Raw genomic sequence first — 22,609 nt, forward strand, 5'->3', positions numbered from 1 at the left:
ACAACGGTCTGATCGGCGGGCTATCCAATCGTTTCAGCAATCATCTTTCCCTGTTTGATCCGGTCGGCCATGCCAATACCATCGCGTATGTTTCCGGCCAAAATCAAGCCCGGGAAAGCTTCTTCCAGTTCAGCAATGGCCTGCAGTTTTTCGGTTGATTCGATGCCATACTGAGGAATGGCGTGCTGATAACGATTAATTACCAACAAATCAGGCGCCCACTTTGTTAAGCCAAGCATGGATTTTAATTCAACAGAAACGATCGTTTTAATCTCATCATCCGAAAGATCAACCATTTCAGGTTTGCGCACGCCTCCCAAAAAAGTCGAAATCAGCACACCTCCTTCCGGTGCTCTTCCTTTTAAAAATGAAGACAGGAACAGCGCACCCAATACCTGCCGGTTTTCACGAAAAGGCACCAATCCGCCAAATGCTTTCAGTTCAATACCTTCCCAGTTTTTGAAACCTACCGAAACCTGTACCACACGGGCATATGGCAACTTTTCTATTTTCGACAACTGTTCGGTTGGTAAAAATTCGAAAATATTCTTAAGTTCGTATGCGCCAATGGTTGAAACTACCTGATCAAAAGGCATTTCGTGCCTGTCAGCACCCGAAATCAGATACCCCGGACCGGAACGCCCGACATTGATTTTTCCGCAATTTAATTGTATGCGCTCCTTCCCTATTTCTTTCACCAACGCGGCAATTAAGGTGGAGAGCCCTCCGGAAAGGGCGAAAACCTGTCGGGTCGCTTTTTTATCCCGTTCTGTTTTAGGTTCTTTGGCCTTTTTAATTGAACCACCGATAAAACTACCGTATTTCTGCTCCAGGTTATACAATTTGGGCAGGGCATATTTGGTGACCAACTTTTCCGGATCGCCGGAATAAATGCCCAGGATGAATGGATCGACCGCATAATCCAGGAAGCTTTTCCCCATGCGCCGCCGCACCATATCGGCCAGCGATTCGTTGGGATCGGCGCCCGGCTGGCAGAAAGGCTCGCCCAGTAACCGCAACTTATCTGCAAAGGTGAACAGGGGCGTAGTAATGCCCCCGATCAATCCGGATGGCAAAGTATGCCAGCGCCCGTTTTTCCATATCCAGCGGAATTTGGCGTTTTCATCGGCGATCTCAAGCTGGCAATGTCCTCCCAATTCTTCAATCAGTTCAGCAGCTTCCGGCGTACCCAAAACGCCCGTACTCGGTCCGTTTTCGAAAATAAAACCATCCTTTTGTACCGTTTGGATCACCCCTCCTGCCCGATCTGCTTTTTCAAAAATGGTAACATCAACCCCTTTCTTCCGAAGATAATAGGCAGTGGTCAGGCCGGTAAGTCCGGCTCCAATAACGGCAACTCGTTTCATAGCTTATTTTATATGCGTATTCATTATTAATTTATGACGAAACACAAACTGTCAATTTCAATTTATACCGATTGCGAAAACTTTCGGGTGGTATCGCCTGCATGAATATCGAAAACTGCAGCAATATTGCGCAAGAAGAAACGGCCAAGATCGTGGATCACCAGTTCATCATCGTTATAATCGAGCAATTGATCTGCCTTAAACGGATCGAGTTTTTTGTTGCTGAAATTCAGCATGTCTTTTATTTCCTGGACTGTTGTTCCAAAATTTGTTGCCACCTGTTGCCACGAAAGGTACTGGTTGCACATGATTTCGTTGATGATCTGACGGATAATTTTTTCGGGTCGTGACAGCGAATAGCCCTTTACGACAAGGATTTCGCCCTTTTCGATGTGTTCAATATATTCTTTCACCGTCCGGGCATTTTGCGCATATACGTTTTCCAGCTGGCTGATCCCGGTAACGCCAAACGCATAAACCTGCCCGGTGGTTTCGCGGGTACAGTATCCCTGGAAATTTCGGTGCAGGCTACGGCTTTGCAAGGCCTGTGCCATGTCGTCTTCCGGTTTGGCATAATGATCCAAACCAATCGGAATGTAGCCGGCTGCCTTCATCAGTGCCCAGGCCTCCTCGAACATTTTCACCTTTTCATCGGCCGATGGCAAGCCATAATCTTCCAGTTTTTGCTGGGCCTTTTTCACCCATGGCACATGCGCATACGAAAAGGTCACCAACCTGTCTGGCGAAATAGCCAATGCCCTTTCCATCGTTTTGGCAAAAGATTCGGCTGTTTGAAACGGTAACCCGTAAATAAAGTCGAGATTGACTGACATCCCCGGATGCGACTTGATCAGCTGATACAGCTCTTCGATAGAAATAACGGGCACTTCGCGGCGAACGGCATTTAGTACATCTTCACGAAAATCCTGTACTCCCATGCTAATGCGGTTGAAACCAAATGATGCCAAATCGGCGATATACTTCGCATCCAAGTGGGCAGGATTACACTCCACAGCAATTTCGGGTTTGTCAATAAATTGAAATTCCGAAGTCAGGATACCCATAATTTCGCCAATATACGACGACGGAAGCGCGTTGGGCGTACCGCCGCCCCAGTGGATTTGAGACACTTTCCGGTTTTTGTCAAGTAATGGCCTGATCATGGCAATCTCTTTTTTCAGCGCATCCACATATGTTCGCATCAGTTTCCGGTCTTTCGTGATGTGGGTGTTACATCCGCAATACAAACACAACTGTGTGCAGAAAGGAATATGCAGGTAGATACTTATATTTTCCGGTTTTTCCTGATTGGATTGTTCCACTGCTTTCAAATATTCGGCAGTCCCGAAATCGTCGCCAAAAAAATTTGCCGGCGGATAACTGGTATAGCGTGGTACAGGTACATTATATTTCTCAATCAATGTTTGAGGTATCTTCATGATAGCTATGTATTTCAATTAAAAAAGGAAGTTGGGCTGAATGATGCCGGATGCATTTTCAGTATGTGCTAAAAATAACAAAAAATGATGGCGCCCGAAATGGACTTGATAAATATCAGCTGTTGCAAATTCGTCCAATTGTCCAAATATTAGGAAGTAAAATTGTGGATCATACGTTTAAAAAGTATTTTTTGAAAGTATTTACCTGGCTGATCGTCCTGAAATTTGCAGGAAGATGAGGTTCGTGTTTCATCACCTGAGCACCGGTTACAAAGATTTTTTTCTTTTTAAAAACCGTATTCAACTTGTTAAAATACGCTTCAAGCTCTTCCTTTTCAATTGCATTAATAAAAGCCGTAAACACATAATCGACTTTCGTCAAATCGGTAAGACCGGATAAGTCTTCGAACGGCACATTTTGCCCTAGGTAAATGGTCTTGTAGCCGTATTTCAGTGCCAGGTAATTGTAAAAAAGAAGCCCCAGTTCGTGCATTTCATTTTCGGGAAGAAAGAATAATACGGTTTTATCGGCCTGGTAATTGCGGTAAGCAGCCGCTTCGGTAATTAGGCGTTGGCGCAACAAATTGGAAACGAAATGTTCCTGTGCCGGAAAGATGGAACCAATTTGCCAAAAAATGCCAATCTTTTCGAACAATGGGAAAACGGTTTCCAGTACAACCTGTTCAAAGCCATGTTCATTAATTTGCCGATCGAGCAATATCTCGAACTGCTCATCGTCAAAATTCACCATGTGAATCACGAGCTGATCGATGATATTTTCCATACCGGTAACCTGTCGGCTCAATTTCAACACCTCGTCGTGTATGCGGTGATCATCGTAGCCGGAAACTTTCGAAATCTTAAAGCCATTCTTTACCAACGCCGATACATTCAGCAGGCGCTTTAATTCCTCATCACTGTAATACCGAATGTTGGTAGTGGTACGGTGCGGCACCAGCAAGCCATAGCGTTTCTCCCAAATACGGATGGTGTGCGCCTTTATACCCGAAAGCGTTTCCAAATCTTTAATGGTATAGTAGTTCATGTTGTTGCATTTGTGTGTTCAGAAGATCCAAAGCTGCTATAATTTTATGACTATCACGATCTGCTTCATTTATTTTACAAAAGAAACAATTACCAGTAGAACAGTCAAAGAGCCTTTTTGTTTCATGATATCGACAAAAAAATAAACACAAATATAATCCAAACCGGGTGTAAACAGATTCTTACTTTTCCACTATTTTTGGACTATCTGAAAAACCACCGGAAACAATGAGATTTATTGACCCTCTATTTTTATATGCGCTGCTATTGGTACTTCTGCCTATTCTTATTCATATTTTTCAATTTAAGCGCTATAAAACCGTCTATTTCAGCCAGGTTGGTTTTCTGAAAGCCATCAGACAAGAATCAAAAAAAAAGAACGACGTCAAGCAATTACTCATTTTGTTGTCGCGAATATTGGCGATTATTTTCCTGGTACTGGCCTTTTCGCAGCCCTATATTCCGGTTAGTCAAAAAGAAAGGAAAACCGCACGGCAATTGGTTGGTGTGTACATCGACAACTCGTTCAGCATGAAACGTATGGCTGAAAACGGAAGTTTGCTGGAACTCGCCAAAAACAAGGCGGTGGAGATTGTTAATAATTACGGACCTGGCACCGATTTCATGTTATTGACCAACCAGGATGATATCCGGCTGCAGCAAGTATTAACACGTGAACAGTTTATTGCCCAGGTTGCCAAAACGGACGAAAGCCCGGTTTCGCTTCCTTTGTCTCGGGCCATGCGCTTGCTGGAAAACCGAATGGATAAAACTTCGGGCAGCTCTGGGAAGAGCGTTTACTTGCTTTCCGATTTTCAGCAATTCAGCAGTGATTTCGACCAGCTTGCCCCCGACAGCAACCTGAATGTTTTATTAGTGCCTTTTGAAGCGCCAGCCGATAACAATCTGATGATTGACTCATGTTGGTTTGAAACACCGGGAAGGAGACCGAACCAAGCTGAAAACCTGCATGTTCGGGTGAAAAACTTATCGGGACAAACCGTCCAAAACCTGCCTGTCAGGCTGATGCTGAACGACTCGCTGAAAGCCGTAAACACACTCACGATCGGTCCGAATGAAACAGCAGAATTTCAGCTGAATTACCGAAACAACAGGCAAGGGACTCACTTGGGTAAAGTTGGGATTGATGACTACCCGGTTGTTTTCGATAACACCTGTTACTTTAGTTACCAAGTAGAGCCGAAAGTGAATGTGCTGGCCGTTTCGCCTTCGGGGCAGGTAGCTGTCCGGTACCTGGAAAAGCTTTTTCGGGACGATGAAAACATGCTCTTTGAGCATGTGGAGGACAAGAAAATTCAGCTAAGCCAAATCAATCGTTACCAATGTATTTTCTTGTTGAATTTGGATGAGCTTCCTGGTGGATTAACAGCGGCATTACTGGATTTTGTACGGCAAGGCGGCACCCTGTGTATCTTCCCCGGTAATGATGCTGACCTGCCTGCCTACAATCAATTGTTCAGCGAACTGGCATCCGGGAGCATTGGGCGGAAAGACACCAGCAGCCAGCGAATGGCTGAAATTAATTACAAACACCTGCTTTTCCGGGAGGTCTTTCTTCATGAAAAAGAAAAACCGGAACTTCCCTTTCTGAAAGTCACCTACCGGTTGCAAACAGGAACAAATTCACCCGAAACACGGATCATCACCACTAACAGCGGAAATCCGGCTTTGGCCGAATATCCTTACGGGCTGGGGCGACTGTACCAGTTTAGTTTTCCGCTTGATCAGGCAGTGACCGACTTTTACAAACAAGCCCTGTTTGTGCCGGTGCTATATAACATGGCACTAAACAGTAGCGAACCACAGGTGATCCAATACCCGCTGGGCGGTTACCAAGCGATTGAGCTGCGAAAAAAGGCAGAATTCCTGCCAAGCAACTTGATTACCATTACCCGGGCTGAAAGTGGAGACGAAAGCCAATTGCCGGTACTAAACGATCGTGGCGATTATTTTACCATCAACCCCACTCCATTTGCAAATGACGCCGGTTTTTACCGGTTAAGCAACGCTTCAGAAACGTTTATGACACTGGCCTTCAATTACAACCGAAAAGAATCGCTGTCACCGTTTTATGCGGTAGCTGAACTGGTGAAACTCACCGGGCATTGGCAAAATACACCGCAGGTGATCGACAGTAAACTGCCTGATTTTCAGCAACGGATTAAGGAGGCCAACAAGGGCACTGAGCTTTGGAAATATTTCATTCTGCTGGCTTTACTATTTGTATTGACAGAAGCTGCAATTATCCGTTTTTGGAAGTAGTTTCGGCGAGAGGAATGGTAAAGTAAAATGTTGCCCCCTTGTCCGGACTGCTGTTGACACCGATTTTGCCCCCGTTTTTTTCGACAAATTCGCGGCAAATAACCAAGCCGAGCCCACTTCCTGATTCGCCTTCGGTACCATACGTGGTTGTGTTTTCAGTGTATTGAAAAATGCGCTCCAAATCGGATTCCCGAATACCTACACCTTGGTCGATTACGAGAACTTTCACCTCACCAGGCAGTCTTTCGCAGGTAATACGGATATCGGTATCCCGGTGTGAAAACTTAATCGCATTAAAAACCAGGTTTCGCACAACTGTTGAAATCATATCCTTATCTGCAAAGACGATGGTCTCTGAAGGCATATCCAACACCAGTTGCTGTGATTTTTCGTGCAAGTTCGATTTGGCCAGATCTTCCACATCTTCGCAAATCTGACGAAGGTTAAATCTGGTCCGGAACACTTTTATACGGTTGGTTTGCGAACGGGTCCAGTACAACAAATTCTCAAGCAGTTTGAAACCCTGTTCGGTAGCGTTGTTCAAATCGACAATAATCTGTTTGATCTCATCGCGCGAAAAACGTTCAAAATCCTCTCTCAAAAGGCTGGTATAACTTACCAGGGCATTGAACGGATTTTTCAAGTCGTGTGCAATGATAGAGAAAAACTTGTCTTTCGCATTGTTTAGCTTTTTCAACTCCTCGGTTTTTTCTTTCAGTTCAAGGCTAAGTTTCCGCTCTTTGTGAAGCAAATAGAAAACCACCGCCAAACTAAAAATCACCAGAAAAATAATCAGGTACATGTACGACTGTGTTATGCGCCGGGCCTCTATTTCTTCCAGCTGGGCATGGTTCTGCTGCCGCAGCTCCAATATTTCACGCTGTTTTTTTTCAAGGTTATATTGCGCCTCCAGTTTTCGGATCATCAGATTTTTCTTCTCGCCAATCAAACTATCATAAACTTCGTTAAACAGGTTATAATACTGGTAAGCATTCTGATAATCACCCACTTCTTCGTAATAAACGGCCAGGTTGCTGTAAACATCGCCTGATAAATTGTATAATCCGATATCATTTACAATATCCAATGCGGACAAAAAGTTGGAAAGGGCCTGCGGATATTTTTTTTGGTCGAGATAAACCAGGCCAATGTTATTAAGCGTTGTAGCAACACCGTCCTGGTTGTTCATCGAGCGGTACAAAGCAAGCGCTTTCTGGTAAAAAGACAGGCTTTCATCATAATGCTTACGATCATATTCAATTGTACCCTGATTATTGATGATATTGACCAAGGACAAGCTATCTTTCAATTTTTCGGCCAGAATCAAAGCCTTTTTATTTAAAACGAAGGCCGTATCCATTAGTTTTTTGTTTTGGAAGCCGATGGCCATGTTGATGAACGAACGCATCACACCAGCCTCGTTTCCGGCCAAACTGTCGATGGTGTGCGATTGCCGGTAAAGCGAAATGGCCTTATCGTAATCTTCAAGTTCATCGTATATCATGCCCAGGTTGTTGAGCAGTTTACTTTTCTGGGCCAGATTGCCCGAGGCCTCGGCCAGTTCAAGACCGGCATAATAACAGGCAGTAGCTTCATGAAAATTACCCCGGTTAAAGTTTGCCAATCCATAATAATTCTGAATAACGACCAGGGCCGAATCGTGGTTCAATTGGTTGGCCAGACGCTGGGCCTGTTCCAGATATGATAACGTTGTATCAAATAACTCGGCAAAATCAAGCGATCGACTGGCACGTTCGAGCAATCGGGCCAACTCTCCGGCTTGATCCGTTTTTTCCAGCCTTCGGTTTTGCCCAAAAGCAGCAACAATTACTAATACGAAGAAAAAAGATAGTGAGCAAAATCTTTTCATCATGACAATCAACCGTTTTCCTGAATCCTAAAACAAATATAAAACAAAACCGCCAAGTAGCTTCCAAATTGGCACAAACCAATGGTGTTTGATAAAAAATTTGAAAACAGGAACAACCCAGGTTATCTCCCCACCTTTTTTTTAACAGACAAAATGTCTTTGAAATCATTTATAGATTGCTTAATTCTGTAAAAAAATAAGACAAAAGAAAACCTATGAGTACACACAATGCGCAGTATTACATCGATCGCGAAGACCGTTTCGGAGCCCACAATTACCATCCGCTTCCGGTTGTTCTGGAACGTGGCGAAGGTGTGTTTGTGTGGGATGTGGAAGGCAACAAATATTTCGATTTTCTGGCTGCTTATTCGGCTGTCAATCAAGGACATTGCCACCCGCGTATTGTTCGGGCGTTGACCGACCAGGCACAAAAACTGGCACTCACCTCGCGTGCCTTTTACAACAATGTGTTGGGCGAATGGGAAGAGTACATGACCGGTCTGTTTGGCTACGATAAAATGTTACCGATGAACTCGGGTGCCGAAGCCGACGAAACAGCCCTTAAACTGACCCGGAAGTGGGCTTACAAAGTTAAAGGCATCCCGCGTAATCAGGCCAAAATTGTGGTCTGCAACGGCAACTTTCACGGGCGCACCATCACCATTGTGTCCATGTCGTCCGACCCGGATGCATATAACGACTACGGCCCCTACACACCAGGTTTTGTCAACATACCTTACAACAATCCGGAAGTACTTGAAAAAGCGCTCCGAGATCCGGACGTGGCGGGTTTCCTGGTTGAGCCCATCCAGGCCGAAGCCGGGGTTTACGTCCCCGAGGACGGCTATCTGCGAAAAGCTGCTGAATTATGCAAAAAATACAATGTCCTTTTTATTGCTGATGAAGTGCAGACAGGTTTGGCCCGTACGGGCAAAATGCTGGCCTGCGACCACGAAAACGTGCGCCCAGATATCCTGATCCTGGGAAAAGCTATTTCGGGCGGCATGTTTCCTGTGTCTTGCGTATTGGCCGACGATGAAATCATGCTGACCATCAAGCCAGGTGAACATGGTTCTACCTACGGCGGGAATCCTATTGCCGGACAGGTGGCCATCGCCGCACTCAACGTCATCCGGGACGAAAATCTGGCTGAAAATGCCACACGTATGGGTGAGATTTTCCGTAGTGAGATGCGTGCTGTCCAGTCGGGAATGATTGAAATTGTTAGGGGAAAAGGTTTGCTGAATGCTATTGCCATCAAGCCAACAGGGGGCAAAACAGCTTGGGACGTGTGCCTGGCGATGAAAGAAAACGGCATTCTTGCCAAACCCACACACCAGCACATCATTCGTTTCACGCCACCGTTGGTAATTACCGAAGAGCAGATGCGCGAAGCACTTGACCGTATTAAGAAAACAATTGCGGATTTTGGTTTTTAGCAATATGGCCAGTAATGGCCTGACAAGGGAAGTGAGCAATCATTTCCCTTTTTTATTTTTTCTCAATCACGTCCTGAATTACCATTATTCTCCGGACAAATAACCGGCATGTTTGCCAATAATTCCCTTCATACTGACATTGTAATTCCTGCCATATTCAGTTACAAAAAGTCCCTGGTTCATGTAGCCTCCCATCCGGCTCACTTTGTCAAACGAAAACACGCATTGCGTCAAATCAGGCTGAAAGCCAAAAAGACAATCGATGAAATTTTCACCATAATTAAACAGGGCCGACATAAAGTAGAAAGCTACATCGTATCCCTGAAAACTGAACTGGTTGGGTTCGGCAGCAAAGTTGCGTCTGAATCTGCTAACAAAGTGGTTCACTACGGGTGATTGGTAATCGACAAAATACGGACTGAGAAAATTCAGGTTTGTATGATGAAAATATTCCGTTTGGATACTTTTATAACGCTGAAAATTAGACTGCCCCACAAGCGTCACCGGATATTTCTCGGCAATCCCGTTAAGGTTGGTGATGGCCACACTTAACTGCGCTTCGGTTTCGGAAGGGATGATAAAAACATTTTCCTGATCATTGCTTAAAATCCGTGACAACCCCCAGGTACCTTCTTCCTGAAAGTTATACTCGTGAAAAAGCACCCGGTTGGAGTGGTTATTGAAGTCCGAAAAGAACAGCTTTTCCCGGCAGAGGCTCACCAGTTCCGCTTCCGGAAGATGCTTGTACTCTCCCATCTTCAGCACAATCAGGTTTTTATCGTAATATTCCTCTGCAATGTAATCCGCCGTTTTTCGGATCAAGTATTCTTTAGTCGGATTTACCTTGAAATAATACGGATTGTTTTGCTCGAAGGTACCCGCTGCCGACAAGGGAGAAACCATCGGAATGCGGTTTTTAAATGCAAAATCGGCTACCTGCTTTTGTTGCTCGGGATATACCGGCCCGATGATCAAATCGAGCTCCCTGAAAATGTCCAGTCGGATCAACGAATCAATGACCGCAGCACTTTGATTGGTATCAAACACATTCAGCTGTACATGCATACCCGCCCGCTGTAAACTGTCGACAGCCAATAAAACACCTTCATAAAAATGAAGGAAGTTGTCTGAACGGGCATAAACCTGTTTGTCTTTTCGAATATAGAAAGAATCAACCGGGAGTTCCGATACATTCTTCACCTGATTCAACAGGGACGTATCGGCGAGCATTTCTTCCACACTCACACGCACCCGGTTTATGGTGTCGTTGGCCGGTAAATATAACGGCAGCATTAATCCAACCTGATAAAAGCCGGTGCGTGCTGCCGGGTTGGGCGGGCAAACAGACGAAGTATTCTCCACATAAACTTCAATCGAATAGTCCGTTTTATCAGCTGGCGAAACCGGCGTTTTGATCATGAATTCGGTGTCCGGTTGAATTTTTTCTTTCTTTTTGGGGACAAGAATGGTTTCTCCGGCCACCAAACCGCGGTAATTCAATACCGGGTTAACGCGTTTCAATTCCGGAATTTTTACATCAAAACGGCGGGAAATGCTATACAATGTTTCACCCCTGCCAACTTCATACTTTTCAAAGGCAGATTCATCGGCTGGCACCACTTGAATTTCCGGCACCTTTTGCATGGGAATACGGATCTGCAATCCGCTCTGCAACCCGTTTTTCAGCACGGGGTTCAGTTCAGTCAATTCATCCTTGGTGATATCATATTTTTTCTCCAAGCCCCAGAATGTCTCGCCGCTCACCACCCGGTGCCAGAAATACCCATCTTCAGATGCAACAGCTCCCGTCGTTTGCGGGCCCTCCTCCGGCTGTATTTTCAGCTCCATGCCAATACGAAGACCATTGACAGCTCCCGGATTCATCGCTAAAATGGATGCAATGCTACAATTGTATTTCTTCGAAATGGAGTACAAAGTTTCGTTGCCCACTACGCGATGGAGAACCTCGCCGGGCACTTCGGGTTCCAATAGTGCCTTTTCAGCTTGTTGAGCAGCGATCCGTTCCAGGTCAGCTTTTACGGGGATGCGTAATACCTGACCTTTGTTGATGCCGGTACGGGCTTCCGGGTTATATTTCAGGATGTCCTCCACATCCACATCAAACTGTCTGGCAATGTAATGCAAGGTATTTTTTCGTTTCACTTTATAGTGAACAAACGATGGCAATTCCTCTTGCTGCTGTGGATAGACTGCTTTCGTTGGATTTGTTTGCAGGGATGGAATGCGCAATTGCTGACCGGCTTTCAGTCCAAGCACCAAATCCGGATTGGCATTCACCAGCTCTTTCTGTTCGATACCAAAGGCCTTGCTGATGGAATAAATTGTTTCGCCCGGTTTTACCTGATGCATGACAAAACCAAGGTTGTTACTGGTCTGCGCAGCGGCAACCACCATCAAAACCAGCACGAAAAAGGCAACAAGAACAGAATTCTTCATTTCTTATTTTTTTGAATCTCAAAATTAACACATCATAGTCAGATGTGTTATAAAACGGTCAGCATCGCGGTTCATTGTTCCCTGACAGAATAATGGCCAACCACTAATCCCTAAAACCCTTTACCTCCGAAATAAGTCATAAACTGAAAGCGTTCATAGGCCACAGCATGATCGGCCTGAATGCTGAGTTTTCCTTTAAAGTCGGTAATCGAGCCATATTTTTTGGTATCCATCCAGCGGGCAATTCCTTCATTTATCTTACTGATGGCAGAAATACCTTCCTGGTACAACACTGAAGCCACCTGTACCGCACTGGCCCCGGCAAGCAACATTTTCAGGGCCGTCTCGGCGTTGTGGATGCCGGTTGTGGCCGCCAGCGGACAATCCGCATTGGGCGCCATAATCCCGGTCCAGCGCAAGGGTTGCAGATATTCTTTCTCCGAACTAAACACGTCTGCCGAGATTAAACTTCCCTTTTCAATATCGATATCTGGTGAATAGAAGCGGTTGAACAAGGTAATCCCGGCAATTCCGGTAGCAGACATATCTTTGATGACCCGCCCCAGGTTTGAAAAATAAGGACTGATTTTGATGGTTACCGGAATGGTCACTACCTCAAGCACCTTTTTTACTGTCTCAAAATAAAACTGCTCGTTCGCCTCGTGGTTTTTATCCAGGTTGGATGGAATGATAAACAAATTCAGTTCGATGGCGTCGGCGCCAGCATCCTGCAATTTGCGGGCAAAAAGCGTCCATTCCGACGAGCTGATGCAACTGACACTGGCCACTACCGGAATATCGACCTCCGATTTGGCCTCGCGAATCAGGCTGATGTATTTGTTCAGGTTTTCCTCTTTGATCACATAATCGAAATAATCCAGGTATTCCGGGTCTGCTGCCAGTTCTTTACGTTCGTTCAATTCTTCCTGAAGTTGAACGTAAATTTCCTCTTCAAACAACGATTTCAGTACCACGGCGCCGGCGCCGGCCTGCGCAATTTTTCTGATCTGATCGAGGTTTCCGGTCATGCTGCAGCTGGCTGCAACGACCGGGCTTTTCAATTCTAAACCGAAAAAGCGGGTTGATAAATTTGCCATAAGCTTATGATTTGAGCTTAAATATAATCGTTTATCGTGTCAAGTCAAAAGTAAAAAATTAAAAGTCAGAATTCATAATACATTGCAAATCTGACATTAAAAGACTGCAGAGCAGCAAGCTAATTAACGCTGTATCATTTTGATTCGGTTAGATAGCGGTGCATCCCGGCCGCAGCACGCCGACCGTCGCCCATGGCCAAAATGACGGTTGCCCCACCACGCACAATATCGCCGCCGGCAAAAAGTTCGGGGATGGAACTTTGCATCGATTCCGGGTCCACCTCGATAGTGCCCCAGCGGCTCACCTTCAACTCGGGCAAAGCCGAAGGGATGAGCGGGTTAGGCGAAACGCCAATTGCTACCACCACGACGTCCACATCGATATCAGTTTCCGAGCCTTCCACCACTACCGGGCGCCTTCTGCCCGATGCATCGGGTTCGCCCAGTTCCATGCGTTGAATGCGCATCCGGTTTACGCGGCCCTTTTCATCGGCAAAATATTCAACCGGGTTGGCCAGGTTGATAAATTCGATGCCTTCTTCTTCGGCGTGGTGAACCTCTTCCACGCGAGCAGGCATTTCTTCGCGCGAACGGCGGTAAATAATCATGGCCCGCGCTGCGCCAAGGCGTTTGGCGGTACGCACCGAGTCCATGGCCGTATTGCCACCGCCAACTACCGCCACATTTTTCCCTTTCAAAACAGGGGTATCAAATTCATCATTGGCAGCATTCATCAAGTTCACCCGTGTCAGGTATTCGTTTGATGACAGGATGCCGTTGTAATTCTCACCCGGAATGTTCATGAAACGCGGCAAACCGGCTCCGCTGGCCACAAAAAATGCGCAATAGCCTTCTTCTTTCAGATCCTCGAAAGTGGCGGTGCGCCCCACAATAAAGTTTCGTTCAAAACGAACCCCCATCTTCTTTAAATTGTCCAGCTCGACATCTACAATGTGGTTGGGCAGGCGGAATTCGGGAATGCCGTATTTCAGCACTCCGCCAATTTCGTGCAGGGCCTCAAATACGGTCACCTCGTAGCCCAGTTTGATCATATCGCCGGCAAAAGCCAGCGAAGCAGGACCTGAGCCAATGGCAGCTACCTTCATCCCGTTCTTAGGCGCCACTTCGGGTACCGAAATCTGTCCGCTTTCCCGTTCGTAATCGGCGGCAAATCGCTCAAGATAACCAATAGCCACGGGATCTTTTTTCAGTTTCAAGGTATAGAAGCAGCTGGCTTCACATTGTTTTTCCTGCGGGCAAACACGGCCACAAACTGCTGGCAGTGCTGAAGTTTCTTTCAGTGTTTTAGCAGCTTCGAGAAATTCTCCGCGCTCAATATTCTTAACAAACTTAGGGATATTGATGCTCACCGGGCAACCTTCGATACAGGTGGGGTTCACGCAATCCATGCAGCGCGAAGCTTCACGGCGTGCATTTTCCACGTCCAATCCCAGGTTTACTTCCCGATCTTGATAACAAATACGCTCCTGCGGATCCATTTCGGGCATTTTCACCCGGGGAAGAGCTGTTCGTTCTTTATTCTTTATCTGGTTACGCAGCTCAATCCGCCACGCTTGCTCACGTTCCATTTTCAGGTATTCCTGCATGTCATTTAGCTGATTTGGTTTTGTACGGTCACAGACCTAATCCTTATTTTTGAGTACTTAAATACCGCTCAAAAGCGTCCACTTCGTCCTGTTTGTAACCGCCCAGGCGAAGCAGCAACTCGTCAAAATCGATCTGGTGCGCATCAAATTCGGGCCCATCCACACAGGTGAATTTGGTTTCGCCGCCAACAGTAACCCGGCAAGCGCCGCACATGCCGGTACCGTCCACCATGATGGCGTTCAGGCTGGCCTGCGTGGGAATGTCGTATTTTTTAGTCAGCAATGCCGTAAATTTCATCATCACTGCCGGACCAATAGCCACACATTCATCCACCTTTTCGCGCAAAATAACTTCCTCGGCACCGGCGGTAACCAAGCCTTTTCTCCCATACGAGCCATCATCAGTCATAATAATGACTTCGTCTGACCATTTCCTGATTTCATCTTCCAGGATGATCAAATCTTTGCTCCGGGCAGCCAAAATACTGATGACGCGGTTTCCGGCCTTCTTAAAGCCCTCAACGATAGGCAGCAACGGCGCCACGCCTACCCCGCCCCCACAAGCCAGCACAGTACCCACGTTGTGGATTTCGGTAGCACGGCCCAGCGGGCCTACCATATCCAGAATTTCGTCGCCAGGCTGCAATTCGCATAAACGTTGTGAACTTACTCCCACCTTCTGGGCAACCAGGGTAATGGTGCCGGCTTTTTCGTCGGCTCCGGCAATGGTTAATGGAATGCGTTCACCCTTTTCGTCGATGCGCAAAATAATAAAATGTCCGGGTTTCCGGGCGCGTGCAATGCGCGGCGCATGTACCACCAGCTTCACTACATTCTCCGAAAATTGCTCGGTTTTGATAATTTGGTTCATATCGGATTTAATCGATTTTTGTCTGATTTTTTTGACGGGGCAAAAATAACATTGTAGAGGGCAACATGCGGCATATTCCCGTTTTTTTTCACGGGTTTTAACATTTCAGCAACAGGTAGGCCCGGTTTTGGAAAGCAGCACATGAAACAAACATGCCATTGACCAAATTATGACACAGGAATCTTCACAAATGACCAGATCAACGACAAATATTTTTCCACCCGGGAGAGCACATAAGCTTTAATAATTTTAAAACCCAACAGATATAGTTCTAGGGGCGATTTTTGTGGCGAAATTGTCGTTGCGGAAGGTTAACTTTTTCATCGCTGTCCAGTAAGGACCTGAAAATTCCGGCCAACTTTTCTTTTTGCGTGTCGTCGCAAATAGTTTTCACTTCGAGGTAAAAATCAGCGGTGGCCATTTTCAGCCGTTCATGTTCTTCTCCAATTTCGTTGGCCAGCTGGGCCAATTGTTGCGGATCGGCAGCTTCCGAAGTCAATTCAGCTACCATCCTTTTCCGCAAAATATCTAGTCGTCCGGTGATGGATTGGGCTTTTCGATTAAAGGCACGGTTGGCTTCCCGAAAAGTGAGCACCTGCTCTTCACTCAGTGTCAGCTGTTCGCGAAAAAACCGGGTGCGCTGGTCTCCGGGCACTTCGGTTGTCGGGGCAACCGGTGCTTTTTGCTGTTCAGCCCGGATATGATAAGCCACTGAAAGGATGGTGGCGAGATTGGTCGCGAATAAGATAACAACCAACCATGTCAATATTTTTACACTTTTAAACATTATTCCAAATTTAGTAGAAACAGTTCAATCGGTTCGTGCGATAAATCATTCAATGGGAAAAGAGCCGCTTCCTGGCTTACGGTTTGGCGCGGGGAATCATAATGCCCGCCAACCCAAATGCCGAACTGAATTCCGAGTGCCAGCACCAGCAAGAAAAAGGCCGGTTGTAGAACCCTTTTCGACTGCCAGACCGGTAGTTCCCGCGTTGAGCTGATTTTATGTTTCACCTTGGCATAAAAATAAGGATCGAAGGGAAGGTTGCGGTCATCTTCCAGCAAGGCCATATCAGCTTTCAACTCCTGAAAAAGCCTGCGGCAGCTGCCACAGCTTTCCAGGTGGGCGGCTACCTGCTTCATTTGTTCATCCGGCAAGCTCCCTTCCAGAAAGAAAATCAATTGTTCTTGTATGGTTTTATGGCTCATAACTCGCTCTTTTTGGATGTGACACATTTTTCTTGTAAAACTGGCGCATTCAATCATCTTTTTTATAACACTTGTACAACTTTTTTTGCAGGTTGAGTTTTGCCCGGTGAATCAGTGACTCCACCGAAGCCAGTGAAAGTCCCATTACCTCTGCAATTTTCTGGTAAGGCAAATCCTCGAATTTATTGAGGGTGAAGGCTACGCGCTGCCGTTCGGGCAGGCTATCGATGGCCGCGTGCAGCCGTTCGCGCCGCTGTTTGTTTTCCAACCCACGATCGGGCCGGTCGCTCGAACTTTCGGAAGGCAAATTGGGCTGCCCCTGTCCAAAAATAGTTTCGAAAGAGCGGAACAGTTTTCGGCGTTTGTTGTCGCGGATAAAGTTCAGGGATTTATTGATGGCAATGCGGTAAATCCAGGTGGACAGTTTTGAGTCGGACCGAAACCCTGCCATAGAACGGTACACTTCCACAAAAACCTCCTGGGCCAGATCTTCCGCATCATTTCGCTGATGAACCAGGCCCATGCAGGTATTCAGCACCATTTGCTGATGTTGTTCAACCAGGACCTGAAAGGCTTTTTCATTTCCGCTAATTACCGATCGGACCAATTCCTGATCATTCATGTACGTTAGGGTTCAATTTTCAGTGTTTGACACCAGACTGACAACAAACTTGCGTCCGTAGTCCTATAATATTTACAGCTGGTGAAAATCTATCCGGAAACCAAAGTTACAAAAAGATGCGGGAAGCTATAAAAGCAGAGCTGTTGAATGGATTTTGCCGATTTAGCAACTAAGCCGGAAAATCGAGAAAAAAGGTATTCATTCTTTTTGAAGACAAAAAGCTAATTTCAGCGAATTCAAAGTCCAATAAATTGCTATTTTAGTAGCCTCTTACAAACCAACAATTTATGAATCTGACGATTATTGACGTTATAATCATTGCGTTATACCTATTATCCACAGTTGTCATTGGCCTCGTTCTTAAAAAAGTAGCTCAAAAAAGCAAATCCAATTACCTGCTTGGAGGAAACAAGTTACCCTGGTACATGCTCGGTTTATCAAATGCTTCCGGAATGTTTGACATTTCCGGCACCATGTGGCTGGTCACGCTTCTGTTTGTTTATGGTTTGAAAAGTATCTGGATTCCATGGCTTTGGCCGGTGTTCAACCAAATCTTCCTGATGGTTTTCCTGAGTATTTGGCTGCGCCGATCTAACGTAACTACAGGCGCCGAATGGATCAATACGCGCTTTGGCCGCACGCGCGACAGCAACCTCTCGCACGGGGTGGTCGTTATTTTCGCACTGATCCTGTGTTTGGGCTATCTGGCTTACGGTTTTATTGGTCTCGGAAAATTCGTCATGATCTTCATTCCCTGGGACGTGGTGGCCCCATACATTCCATTCACTGTTCCCGAAGCTTACGTGCCCCACATCTATGGAATAACTTTCACGCTGTTTGCTGTATTTTACGCCGTGTTGGGTGGGATGACCAGTATCGTTTGGGCTGATGTGCTTCAATACATCATCATGACCGTTTCTGCCATTCTGATTGGTGTTCTGGCCATGAAAGCCCTCACCGTTGAACAACTGCTGGTCCCTGAAGGATGGCACAGTCCGTTTTTTGGCTGGCGGCTCGACGAGCTCGACTGGCATGGCCTGATTGACGAAGTGAACGAAAAGATTGCCAGCGACGGCTATTCGCTCTTCACCATCTTCTTTATGATGATGGTATTTAAAGGATTGTTGGTTTCGATTGCAGGCCCGGCCCCTACCTACGACATGCAGAAGATCCTTTCGACCAAAACGCCGAAAGAAGCTGCCAAGATGAGCGCCTTTGTATCGGTGGTGCTCATGCCCATCCGGTACTTCATGATTGCCGGTTTTGCCGTGCTGGCCATTTTGTATTTCGATAAGCTCAACCTAATGGTTGCCGGGAAGATTGATTTTGAACAGATTCTACCTTCGTCCATTGCCCAGTTTGTTCCGGTAGGCTTTATGGGGTTATTGCTGGCCGGGTTGCTCGCTGCCTTCAACTCGACCTTTGCCGGTACACTGAATGCCGCACAGGCCTACGTAGTAAACGACATTTACCTGCGCTACGTCAACCCCGAAGCGTCCAACAATAAAATCAAAAACATCAATTATGCCACGGGAATTATCGTGGTAATCATCAGCATTATCTTTGGTGTTTTTGCCCAAAACGTAAACAGCATGTTGCAATGGATTGTATCGGCCCTGTATGGAAGCTACGTGGTATCGAACGTGTTGAAATGGTACTGGTGGCGCTTCAACGGCTACGGCTACTTCTGGGGGATGGTGGCCGGGTTGATCCCTGCCCTGATTTTTCCGTATGTTTTCAGCGGAACGCTCGATCTGTACTATTTTCCCTGGCTGCTGCTCATCTCCGTTGCAGGCGCACTACTCGGGACTTTCCTCACCAAGCCCACCAACGAAGTGGTGCTGAAAGAATTTTACCGCTCCGTGCGTCCCTGGGGATTCTGGGGACCAATTAAAGCAAAGGTGATGGTTGAAGATCCTGCGTTTTTACCCAACAAAAACTTTAAGCTCGACATGTTTAACGTGCTAATAGGCACTATTGCACAAACAGCGTTGGTTGCCATGCCGATATACATTGTGCTGCAAGATTTCCTGCCAGTCTGGTTTACAGTGATCATTACCGTTATTTGCGGGGCAATCCTGAAAAAAACCTGGTGGGACAGGCTGCCGGAACGCTAAACGCGAAAATCCGGGAATCGTTACAGCGGCAAATGAATCTCATATAGAAATCATTTTCTGCAATAGCCTGTCTTTTTTCATGAAATTTGCAATAAATTTTCTGTTCATTTGTCCAATTGGCAAAAATCGTTCGCCGAAAAAATAGCTGTTTTGGCCGATAATTTTATAGTAAATCGATTGGATGATTTACTTTTATAGAAATTTTACAACCACGCTATGAAATTATTCATACTCTCCTCCTCCATCTTTTATTTGCTGGGATTAAAGATGACCCACAACATCGAGATGAACCAAAAAATGGACATGGATACCGTGCGGATCAGCATTCCCGCCGAGCAAAAACTAATGCAGCCCGATGATACCAGCAAACTGATCCTTGAACCGGGCAAAGATGAAAAAGCCCCGCAATCCACCAGCGGTTCCAATCCGCTAACCGCTCCCAAGCCTGTTCATCCAATTGATAAAATTGAATAACATCTAGCCGTATTCAGGACTACGGCCTACTTTCCAGGCGGCGCAAAGATAAAATCAGCTCTACCCGAAAAATTATGTTTCGCCATTTGACCCCGGTTCCTATATGCTGAGGTTTCACTTGCATTCAAAAAAGAAAGCACACCACCAAGTGGCATGCTTCCATTTTCAATGTATTTTCATCTCTATTCTCCCGCTTCCCGCAATCAGTTATGGTGCGTCATATCGAATTTGATTTTTTTCAGCTCATCCAGATCGTGTATTGGCCGTTCGAGTTCGAGTGGAATTGGCATTTTCGAAAACGTTTGAAAATACAACAAACAAGCATCGCGCCACCAAATGGCTTCGGTGGTTTGTATTTTCAATTTTTGCTGTACATGAGCAAAACGTTCCGTGTCAATTATTCCATCCAGGGCATCCCACTTTTGCTGAAATAAACGGGTTTCTTCCACACCTGCATAATAATGATAGCACAATTCTTCCCATAGCGTTTTGCCCGATTTCATCCGGTAGTCCCATGGCAAATGATGAAACCACAGCAAGAGTTCATCCGGACAAGTTTGCTTGTTATTGTAGAGTTCTTTCAGAGGTGAGAAATATTGTTCCGTTGCTTTACTTCCGGTTTCTGAACGGTCGAACCCAATGCCATCTTCCGAGGCTTTATGAAAGTACGAAGGCAGCCAATCCTCGCGTGCGCCGGGCACTTCGCACCAAGGTTCGGGGCCGTGGTGATGGCTCCATCCCATCAGGTGATGCAGGCCGAGCGGGGTCATATAGTTTACCACCGCCTCACGCGAACGCATCATGATATCGACAACCGATTGTTCAAACTCAGGTTTCAGCGTAAAAGTCATTCTTACCCATTCCCGTGCCAGTTCATCCAGGGCTAGTTCATGGTTCCAGGCAAGCCTACCGTAAGCGTACCAGTTGGCTTGGGCAAACTGATGGCCGCACCAGTTTGTATCGCGGCCAATATTGGCGACAGCAGCTATCGCTGATTTTTCTGATGCGAAAAGCGATCCATCCGTTGTTTTTGCCACGGTGGATTCTTTCCCTTTTCCCCAAGTGTCGCTTTCAAAGCACTCTTTCTGCATGGGAGCCAGGTAGGCCAGGTGATTGGAAAAACCCAGATATTCCTGTGTCAGTTGAAACTCAATCATCGCCGGTGTCTGCTGCATGGCGCCAAACAAAGGGCTGAACGGCTCTCTCGGCTGAAAATCTACCGGCCCGTTTTTCACCTGGATGATCACATTGTCGGCAAACTGTCCATCAAACGGCATAAATTCATTGTAAGCCTGCTTGGCCCTGTCGGTATCCGAAGGCGAATATACAAATGCGCGCCACATCACCACCCCACCATGTGGTTTAAGCGCTGCGGCCAACATGTTGGCGCCGTCGGCATGGGTGCGGCCAAAATCCTGCGGCCCTGGCTGTCCTTCCGAGTTTGCTTTCACCAAAAAACCACCGAAATCCGGAATCAGCCCGTAAATATCATCGGCCTTTTGTTTCCACCATTTTATCACTTCTTCATTCAGCGGATCGGCAGTAGCAAGACCGTCGAGCACAACTGGCGACGAGAAATTCACCGACATGTACACTTTCAAGTGGTAGGGTCGCAGCACGTCAGCCACTTTGGCAAACTTGCGGATATATTCATCCGTTAAAACCTGCGGAGAAGCATTCACATTGTTCAAAACCGTTCCGTTTATACCCACAGAGGCATTCGCACGGGCATAATCCACATAACGCTGAAGGACCACTTCATCATTTTTCGGGTAATTCCACCAAATGGAATGGCCGGCATAACCACGTTCCACTGTGCCATCCAGATTGTCCCAGTGGTTCAGCAGGCGCAAATCGTATTTGGGCGACTCGATTTTTTCGAGCGCGTAAACTGGCTGACCCGTTTGAAGCAAGCGAATCAGTTCAAAAGTGCCATAAAGTATTCCGGCATCGGTGTTGGCTGCAATCAGAATGGCCGAGCCTTTTCCAACAGGTATGGTCCTTAATAAATAGCCTTCGTCGCCAACAGACCGCAACTCGTCTTTTGTAAAAAATTGACTGACCGATTTATTACTTGCCAAAGACAATATAATACTGCGTTCACCAAATTTACTATCCGTTTTTAAGGAACAGCCCGTCAGGCCCAGAAAAGCCTGTTGCAGTTCATCCGAGGCTATATTCAAGGTTTGTGATTGGCCAAGTATGGCCAACGTTTCGATCTGATTCTGATAATTTGAAGCTACATTTTCGGGCAATTTTTCGTACCGGAGCCACAATTCCGACCCATCTTCTGCCATCACCCAAAAGGGCAGGCAAAACAGGTAACAAAACAGGTAATATTTATTGAATTTCATAAGATGGAAATATGAATTAGAAATGGATATAAAACTAACTGAATTGTTGCGTTGCGACCAGTACTATATTTGCAACTAACACGATCATTTTTGCATTGCGATTGTCATTATTTCGTCAAAATAAAATCCCTCATTTACCGGAATCTTCTCTCTCTGAAATAAACAATAAGGCACAAATAAACATAGGTTCAAATACCACATACAAATCATTTATAATGAACTTTACTACAACTCAAAAAGGCTCAAATAAGTTATGTTTACAGGTAATTTTTTGTTGATTTAAGAATATTTGGAATTATTCTAAATAACAACTATCTAAAGAGAATATTACTAGTATATATTTCGTCCTTACACGAAAA

Annotated in this window: 16 protein-coding genes; 4 read left to right on the forward strand and 12 right to left on the reverse strand. The window is 46.0% G+C overall.

Annotation, left to right across the window (positions count from 1 at the left end):
• Positions 1 to 20: 20 nt before the first annotated feature.
• From hemG to N2K84_RS05405, 3 genes are all read right to left on the reverse strand, one after another.
• Entirely contained in the window at positions 21 to 1,367 is a 1,347-nt protein-coding gene (gene hemG, locus N2K84_RS05395) for a protoporphyrinogen oxidase (protein ID WP_282590762.1), read from the reverse strand.
• A 62-nt stretch (positions 1,368 to 1,429) separates the two neighbouring features.
• Positions 1,430 to 2,806, reverse strand: a complete 1,377-nt coding sequence (gene hemN, locus N2K84_RS05400) for an oxygen-independent coproporphyrinogen III oxidase (RefSeq protein ID WP_282590763.1) — start codon at positions 2,804 to 2,806, stop codon at positions 1,430 to 1,432.
• Positions 2,807 to 2,975: 169 nt separating this feature from the next.
• The gene (locus tag N2K84_RS05405) at positions 2,976 to 3,851 is read right to left on the reverse strand and encodes a MerR family transcriptional regulator (protein ID WP_282590764.1); all 876 of its coding nucleotides are present in this window, start codon (positions 3,849 to 3,851) and stop codon (positions 2,976 to 2,978) included.
• A 227-nt stretch (positions 3,852 to 4,078) separates the two neighbouring features.
• On the opposite strand from N2K84_RS05405, the gene N2K84_RS05410 reads away from it, so the two are divergent.
• Positions 4,079 to 6,133, forward strand: a complete 2,055-nt coding sequence (locus N2K84_RS05410; protein ID WP_282590765.1) for a BatA domain-containing protein — start codon at positions 4,079 to 4,081, stop codon at positions 6,131 to 6,133.
• On the opposite strand, the gene N2K84_RS05415 is transcribed toward N2K84_RS05410, so the two are convergent.
• On the reverse strand, positions 6,114 to 8,006 hold the full coding sequence (locus tag N2K84_RS05415; protein ID WP_282590766.1) for a tetratricopeptide repeat-containing sensor histidine kinase: 1,893 nt from the start codon (positions 8,004 to 8,006) through the stop codon (positions 6,114 to 6,116). The two genes, N2K84_RS05410 and N2K84_RS05415, sit on opposite strands and share 20 nt — an antisense overlap.
• Positions 8,007 to 8,218: 212 nt before the next feature.
• Here N2K84_RS05415 and rocD point away from each other — a divergent pair, with 212 nt between their 5' ends.
• Entirely contained in the window at positions 8,219 to 9,442 is a 1,224-nt protein-coding gene (gene rocD, locus N2K84_RS05420) for an ornithine--oxo-acid transaminase (RefSeq protein WP_282590767.1), read from the forward strand.
• Positions 9,443 to 9,526: 84 nt separating this feature from the next.
• On the opposite strand, the gene N2K84_RS05425 is transcribed toward rocD, so the two are convergent.
• From N2K84_RS05425 to N2K84_RS05455, 7 genes are all read right to left on the reverse strand, one after another.
• On the reverse strand, positions 9,527 to 11,899 hold the full coding sequence (locus N2K84_RS05425) for a LysM peptidoglycan-binding domain-containing protein (protein WP_282590768.1): 2,373 nt from the start codon (positions 11,897 to 11,899) through the stop codon (positions 9,527 to 9,529).
• A 110-nt stretch (positions 11,900 to 12,009) separates the two neighbouring features.
• Positions 12,010 to 12,996, reverse strand: coding sequence for a dihydroorotate dehydrogenase-like protein (locus N2K84_RS05430; RefSeq protein WP_282590769.1), 987 nt, complete (start codon positions 12,994 to 12,996; stop codon positions 12,010 to 12,012).
• A gap of 134 nt (positions 12,997 to 13,130) precedes the next feature.
• Positions 13,131 to 14,603, reverse strand: coding sequence for an NADPH-dependent glutamate synthase (gene gltA / locus N2K84_RS05435; protein WP_282590770.1), 1,473 nt, complete (start codon positions 14,601 to 14,603; stop codon positions 13,131 to 13,133).
• A gap of 43 nt (positions 14,604 to 14,646) precedes the next feature.
• Positions 14,647 to 15,474: a sulfide/dihydroorotate dehydrogenase-like FAD/NAD-binding protein gene (locus N2K84_RS05440; protein WP_282590771.1), complete on the reverse strand. Its 828-nt coding sequence runs from the start codon at positions 15,472 to 15,474 to the stop codon at positions 14,647 to 14,649.
• 271 nt (positions 15,475 to 15,745) lie between these two features.
• Positions 15,746 to 16,261, reverse strand: coding sequence for a Spy/CpxP family protein refolding chaperone (locus N2K84_RS05445; RefSeq protein ID WP_282590772.1), 516 nt, complete (start codon positions 16,259 to 16,261; stop codon positions 15,746 to 15,748).
• Positions 16,261 to 16,683, reverse strand: coding sequence for an anti-sigma factor family protein (locus N2K84_RS05450; RefSeq protein WP_282590773.1), 423 nt, complete (start codon positions 16,681 to 16,683; stop codon positions 16,261 to 16,263). Before N2K84_RS05450 ends, N2K84_RS05445 begins: the two co-directional genes overlap by 1 nt.
• Before the next feature lie 49 nt (positions 16,684 to 16,732).
• Positions 16,733 to 17,305, reverse strand: coding sequence for an RNA polymerase sigma factor (locus N2K84_RS05455; protein WP_282590774.1), 573 nt, complete (start codon positions 17,303 to 17,305; stop codon positions 16,733 to 16,735).
• Between the two features lie 287 nt (positions 17,306 to 17,592).
• Between N2K84_RS05455 and N2K84_RS05460 the strand changes: the two genes are divergently transcribed.
• The gene (locus N2K84_RS05460) at positions 17,593 to 19,422 is read left to right on the forward strand and encodes a sodium:solute symporter family protein (RefSeq protein WP_282590775.1); all 1,830 of its coding nucleotides are present in this window, start codon (positions 17,593 to 17,595) and stop codon (positions 19,420 to 19,422) included.
• Between the two features lie 216 nt (positions 19,423 to 19,638).
• Positions 19,639 to 19,896, forward strand: a complete 258-nt coding sequence (locus tag N2K84_RS05465) for a hypothetical protein (protein WP_282590776.1) — start codon at positions 19,639 to 19,641, stop codon at positions 19,894 to 19,896.
• Positions 19,897 to 20,099: 203 nt separating this feature from the next.
• Here N2K84_RS05465 and N2K84_RS05470 read toward each other — a convergent pair whose 3' ends face one another.
• The gene (locus N2K84_RS05470; protein WP_282590777.1) at positions 20,100 to 22,250 is read right to left on the reverse strand and encodes an alpha-glucuronidase family glycosyl hydrolase; all 2,151 of its coding nucleotides are present in this window, start codon (positions 22,248 to 22,250) and stop codon (positions 20,100 to 20,102) included.
• Positions 22,251 to 22,609: the final 359 nt, after the last annotated feature.

Origin of the sequence: Gaoshiqia sediminis (genome assembly GCF_025907915.1) — a bacterium.
Classification (GTDB): domain Bacteria; phylum Bacteroidota; class Bacteroidia; order Bacteroidales; family Prolixibacteraceae; genus Gaoshiqia; species Gaoshiqia sediminis.

Coding starts and splice junctions, on each gene's coding strand:
- rocD (WP_282590767.1), top strand. CDS start 8,219: ATGAGTACACACAATGCGCAGTATTACATCGATCGCGAAGACCGTTTC.
- N2K84_RS05410 (WP_282590765.1), top strand. CDS start 4,079: ATGAGATTTATTGACCCTCTATTTTTATATGCGCTGCTATTGGTACTT.
- N2K84_RS05455 (WP_282590774.1), bottom strand. CDS start 17,305: ATGAATGATCAGGAATTGGTCCGATCGGTAATTAGCGGAAATGAAAAA.
- N2K84_RS05470 (WP_282590777.1), bottom strand. CDS start 22,250: ATGAAATTCAATAAATATTACCTGTTTTGTTACCTGTTTTGCCTGCCC.
- N2K84_RS05450 (WP_282590773.1), bottom strand. CDS start 16,683: ATGAGCCATAAAACCATACAAGAACAATTGATTTTCTTTCTGGAAGGG.
- N2K84_RS05405 (WP_282590764.1), bottom strand. CDS start 3,851: ATGAACTACTATACCATTAAAGATTTGGAAACGCTTTCGGGTATAAAG.
- N2K84_RS05430 (WP_282590769.1), bottom strand. CDS start 12,996: ATGGCAAATTTATCAACCCGCTTTTTCGGTTTAGAATTGAAAAGCCCG.
- N2K84_RS05425 (WP_282590768.1), bottom strand. CDS start 11,899: ATGAAGAATTCTGTTCTTGTTGCCTTTTTCGTGCTGGTTTTGATGGTG.
- N2K84_RS05415 (WP_282590766.1), bottom strand. CDS start 8,006: ATGATGAAAAGATTTTGCTCACTATCTTTTTTCTTCGTATTAGTAATT.
- hemG (WP_282590762.1), bottom strand. CDS start 1,367: ATGAAACGAGTTGCCGTTATTGGAGCCGGACTTACCGGCCTGACCACT.
- N2K84_RS05465 (WP_282590776.1), top strand. CDS start 19,639: ATGAAATTATTCATACTCTCCTCCTCCATCTTTTATTTGCTGGGATTA.
- N2K84_RS05445 (WP_282590772.1), bottom strand. CDS start 16,261: ATGTTTAAAAGTGTAAAAATATTGACATGGTTGGTTGTTATCTTATTC.
- gltA (WP_282590770.1), bottom strand. CDS start 14,603: ATGCAGGAATACCTGAAAATGGAACGTGAGCAAGCGTGGCGGATTGAG.
- hemN (WP_282590763.1), bottom strand. CDS start 2,806: ATGAAGATACCTCAAACATTGATTGAGAAATATAATGTACCTGTACCA.
- N2K84_RS05440 (WP_282590771.1), bottom strand. CDS start 15,474: ATGAACCAAATTATCAAAACCGAGCAATTTTCGGAGAATGTAGTGAAG.
- N2K84_RS05460 (WP_282590775.1), top strand. CDS start 17,593: ATGAATCTGACGATTATTGACGTTATAATCATTGCGTTATACCTATTA.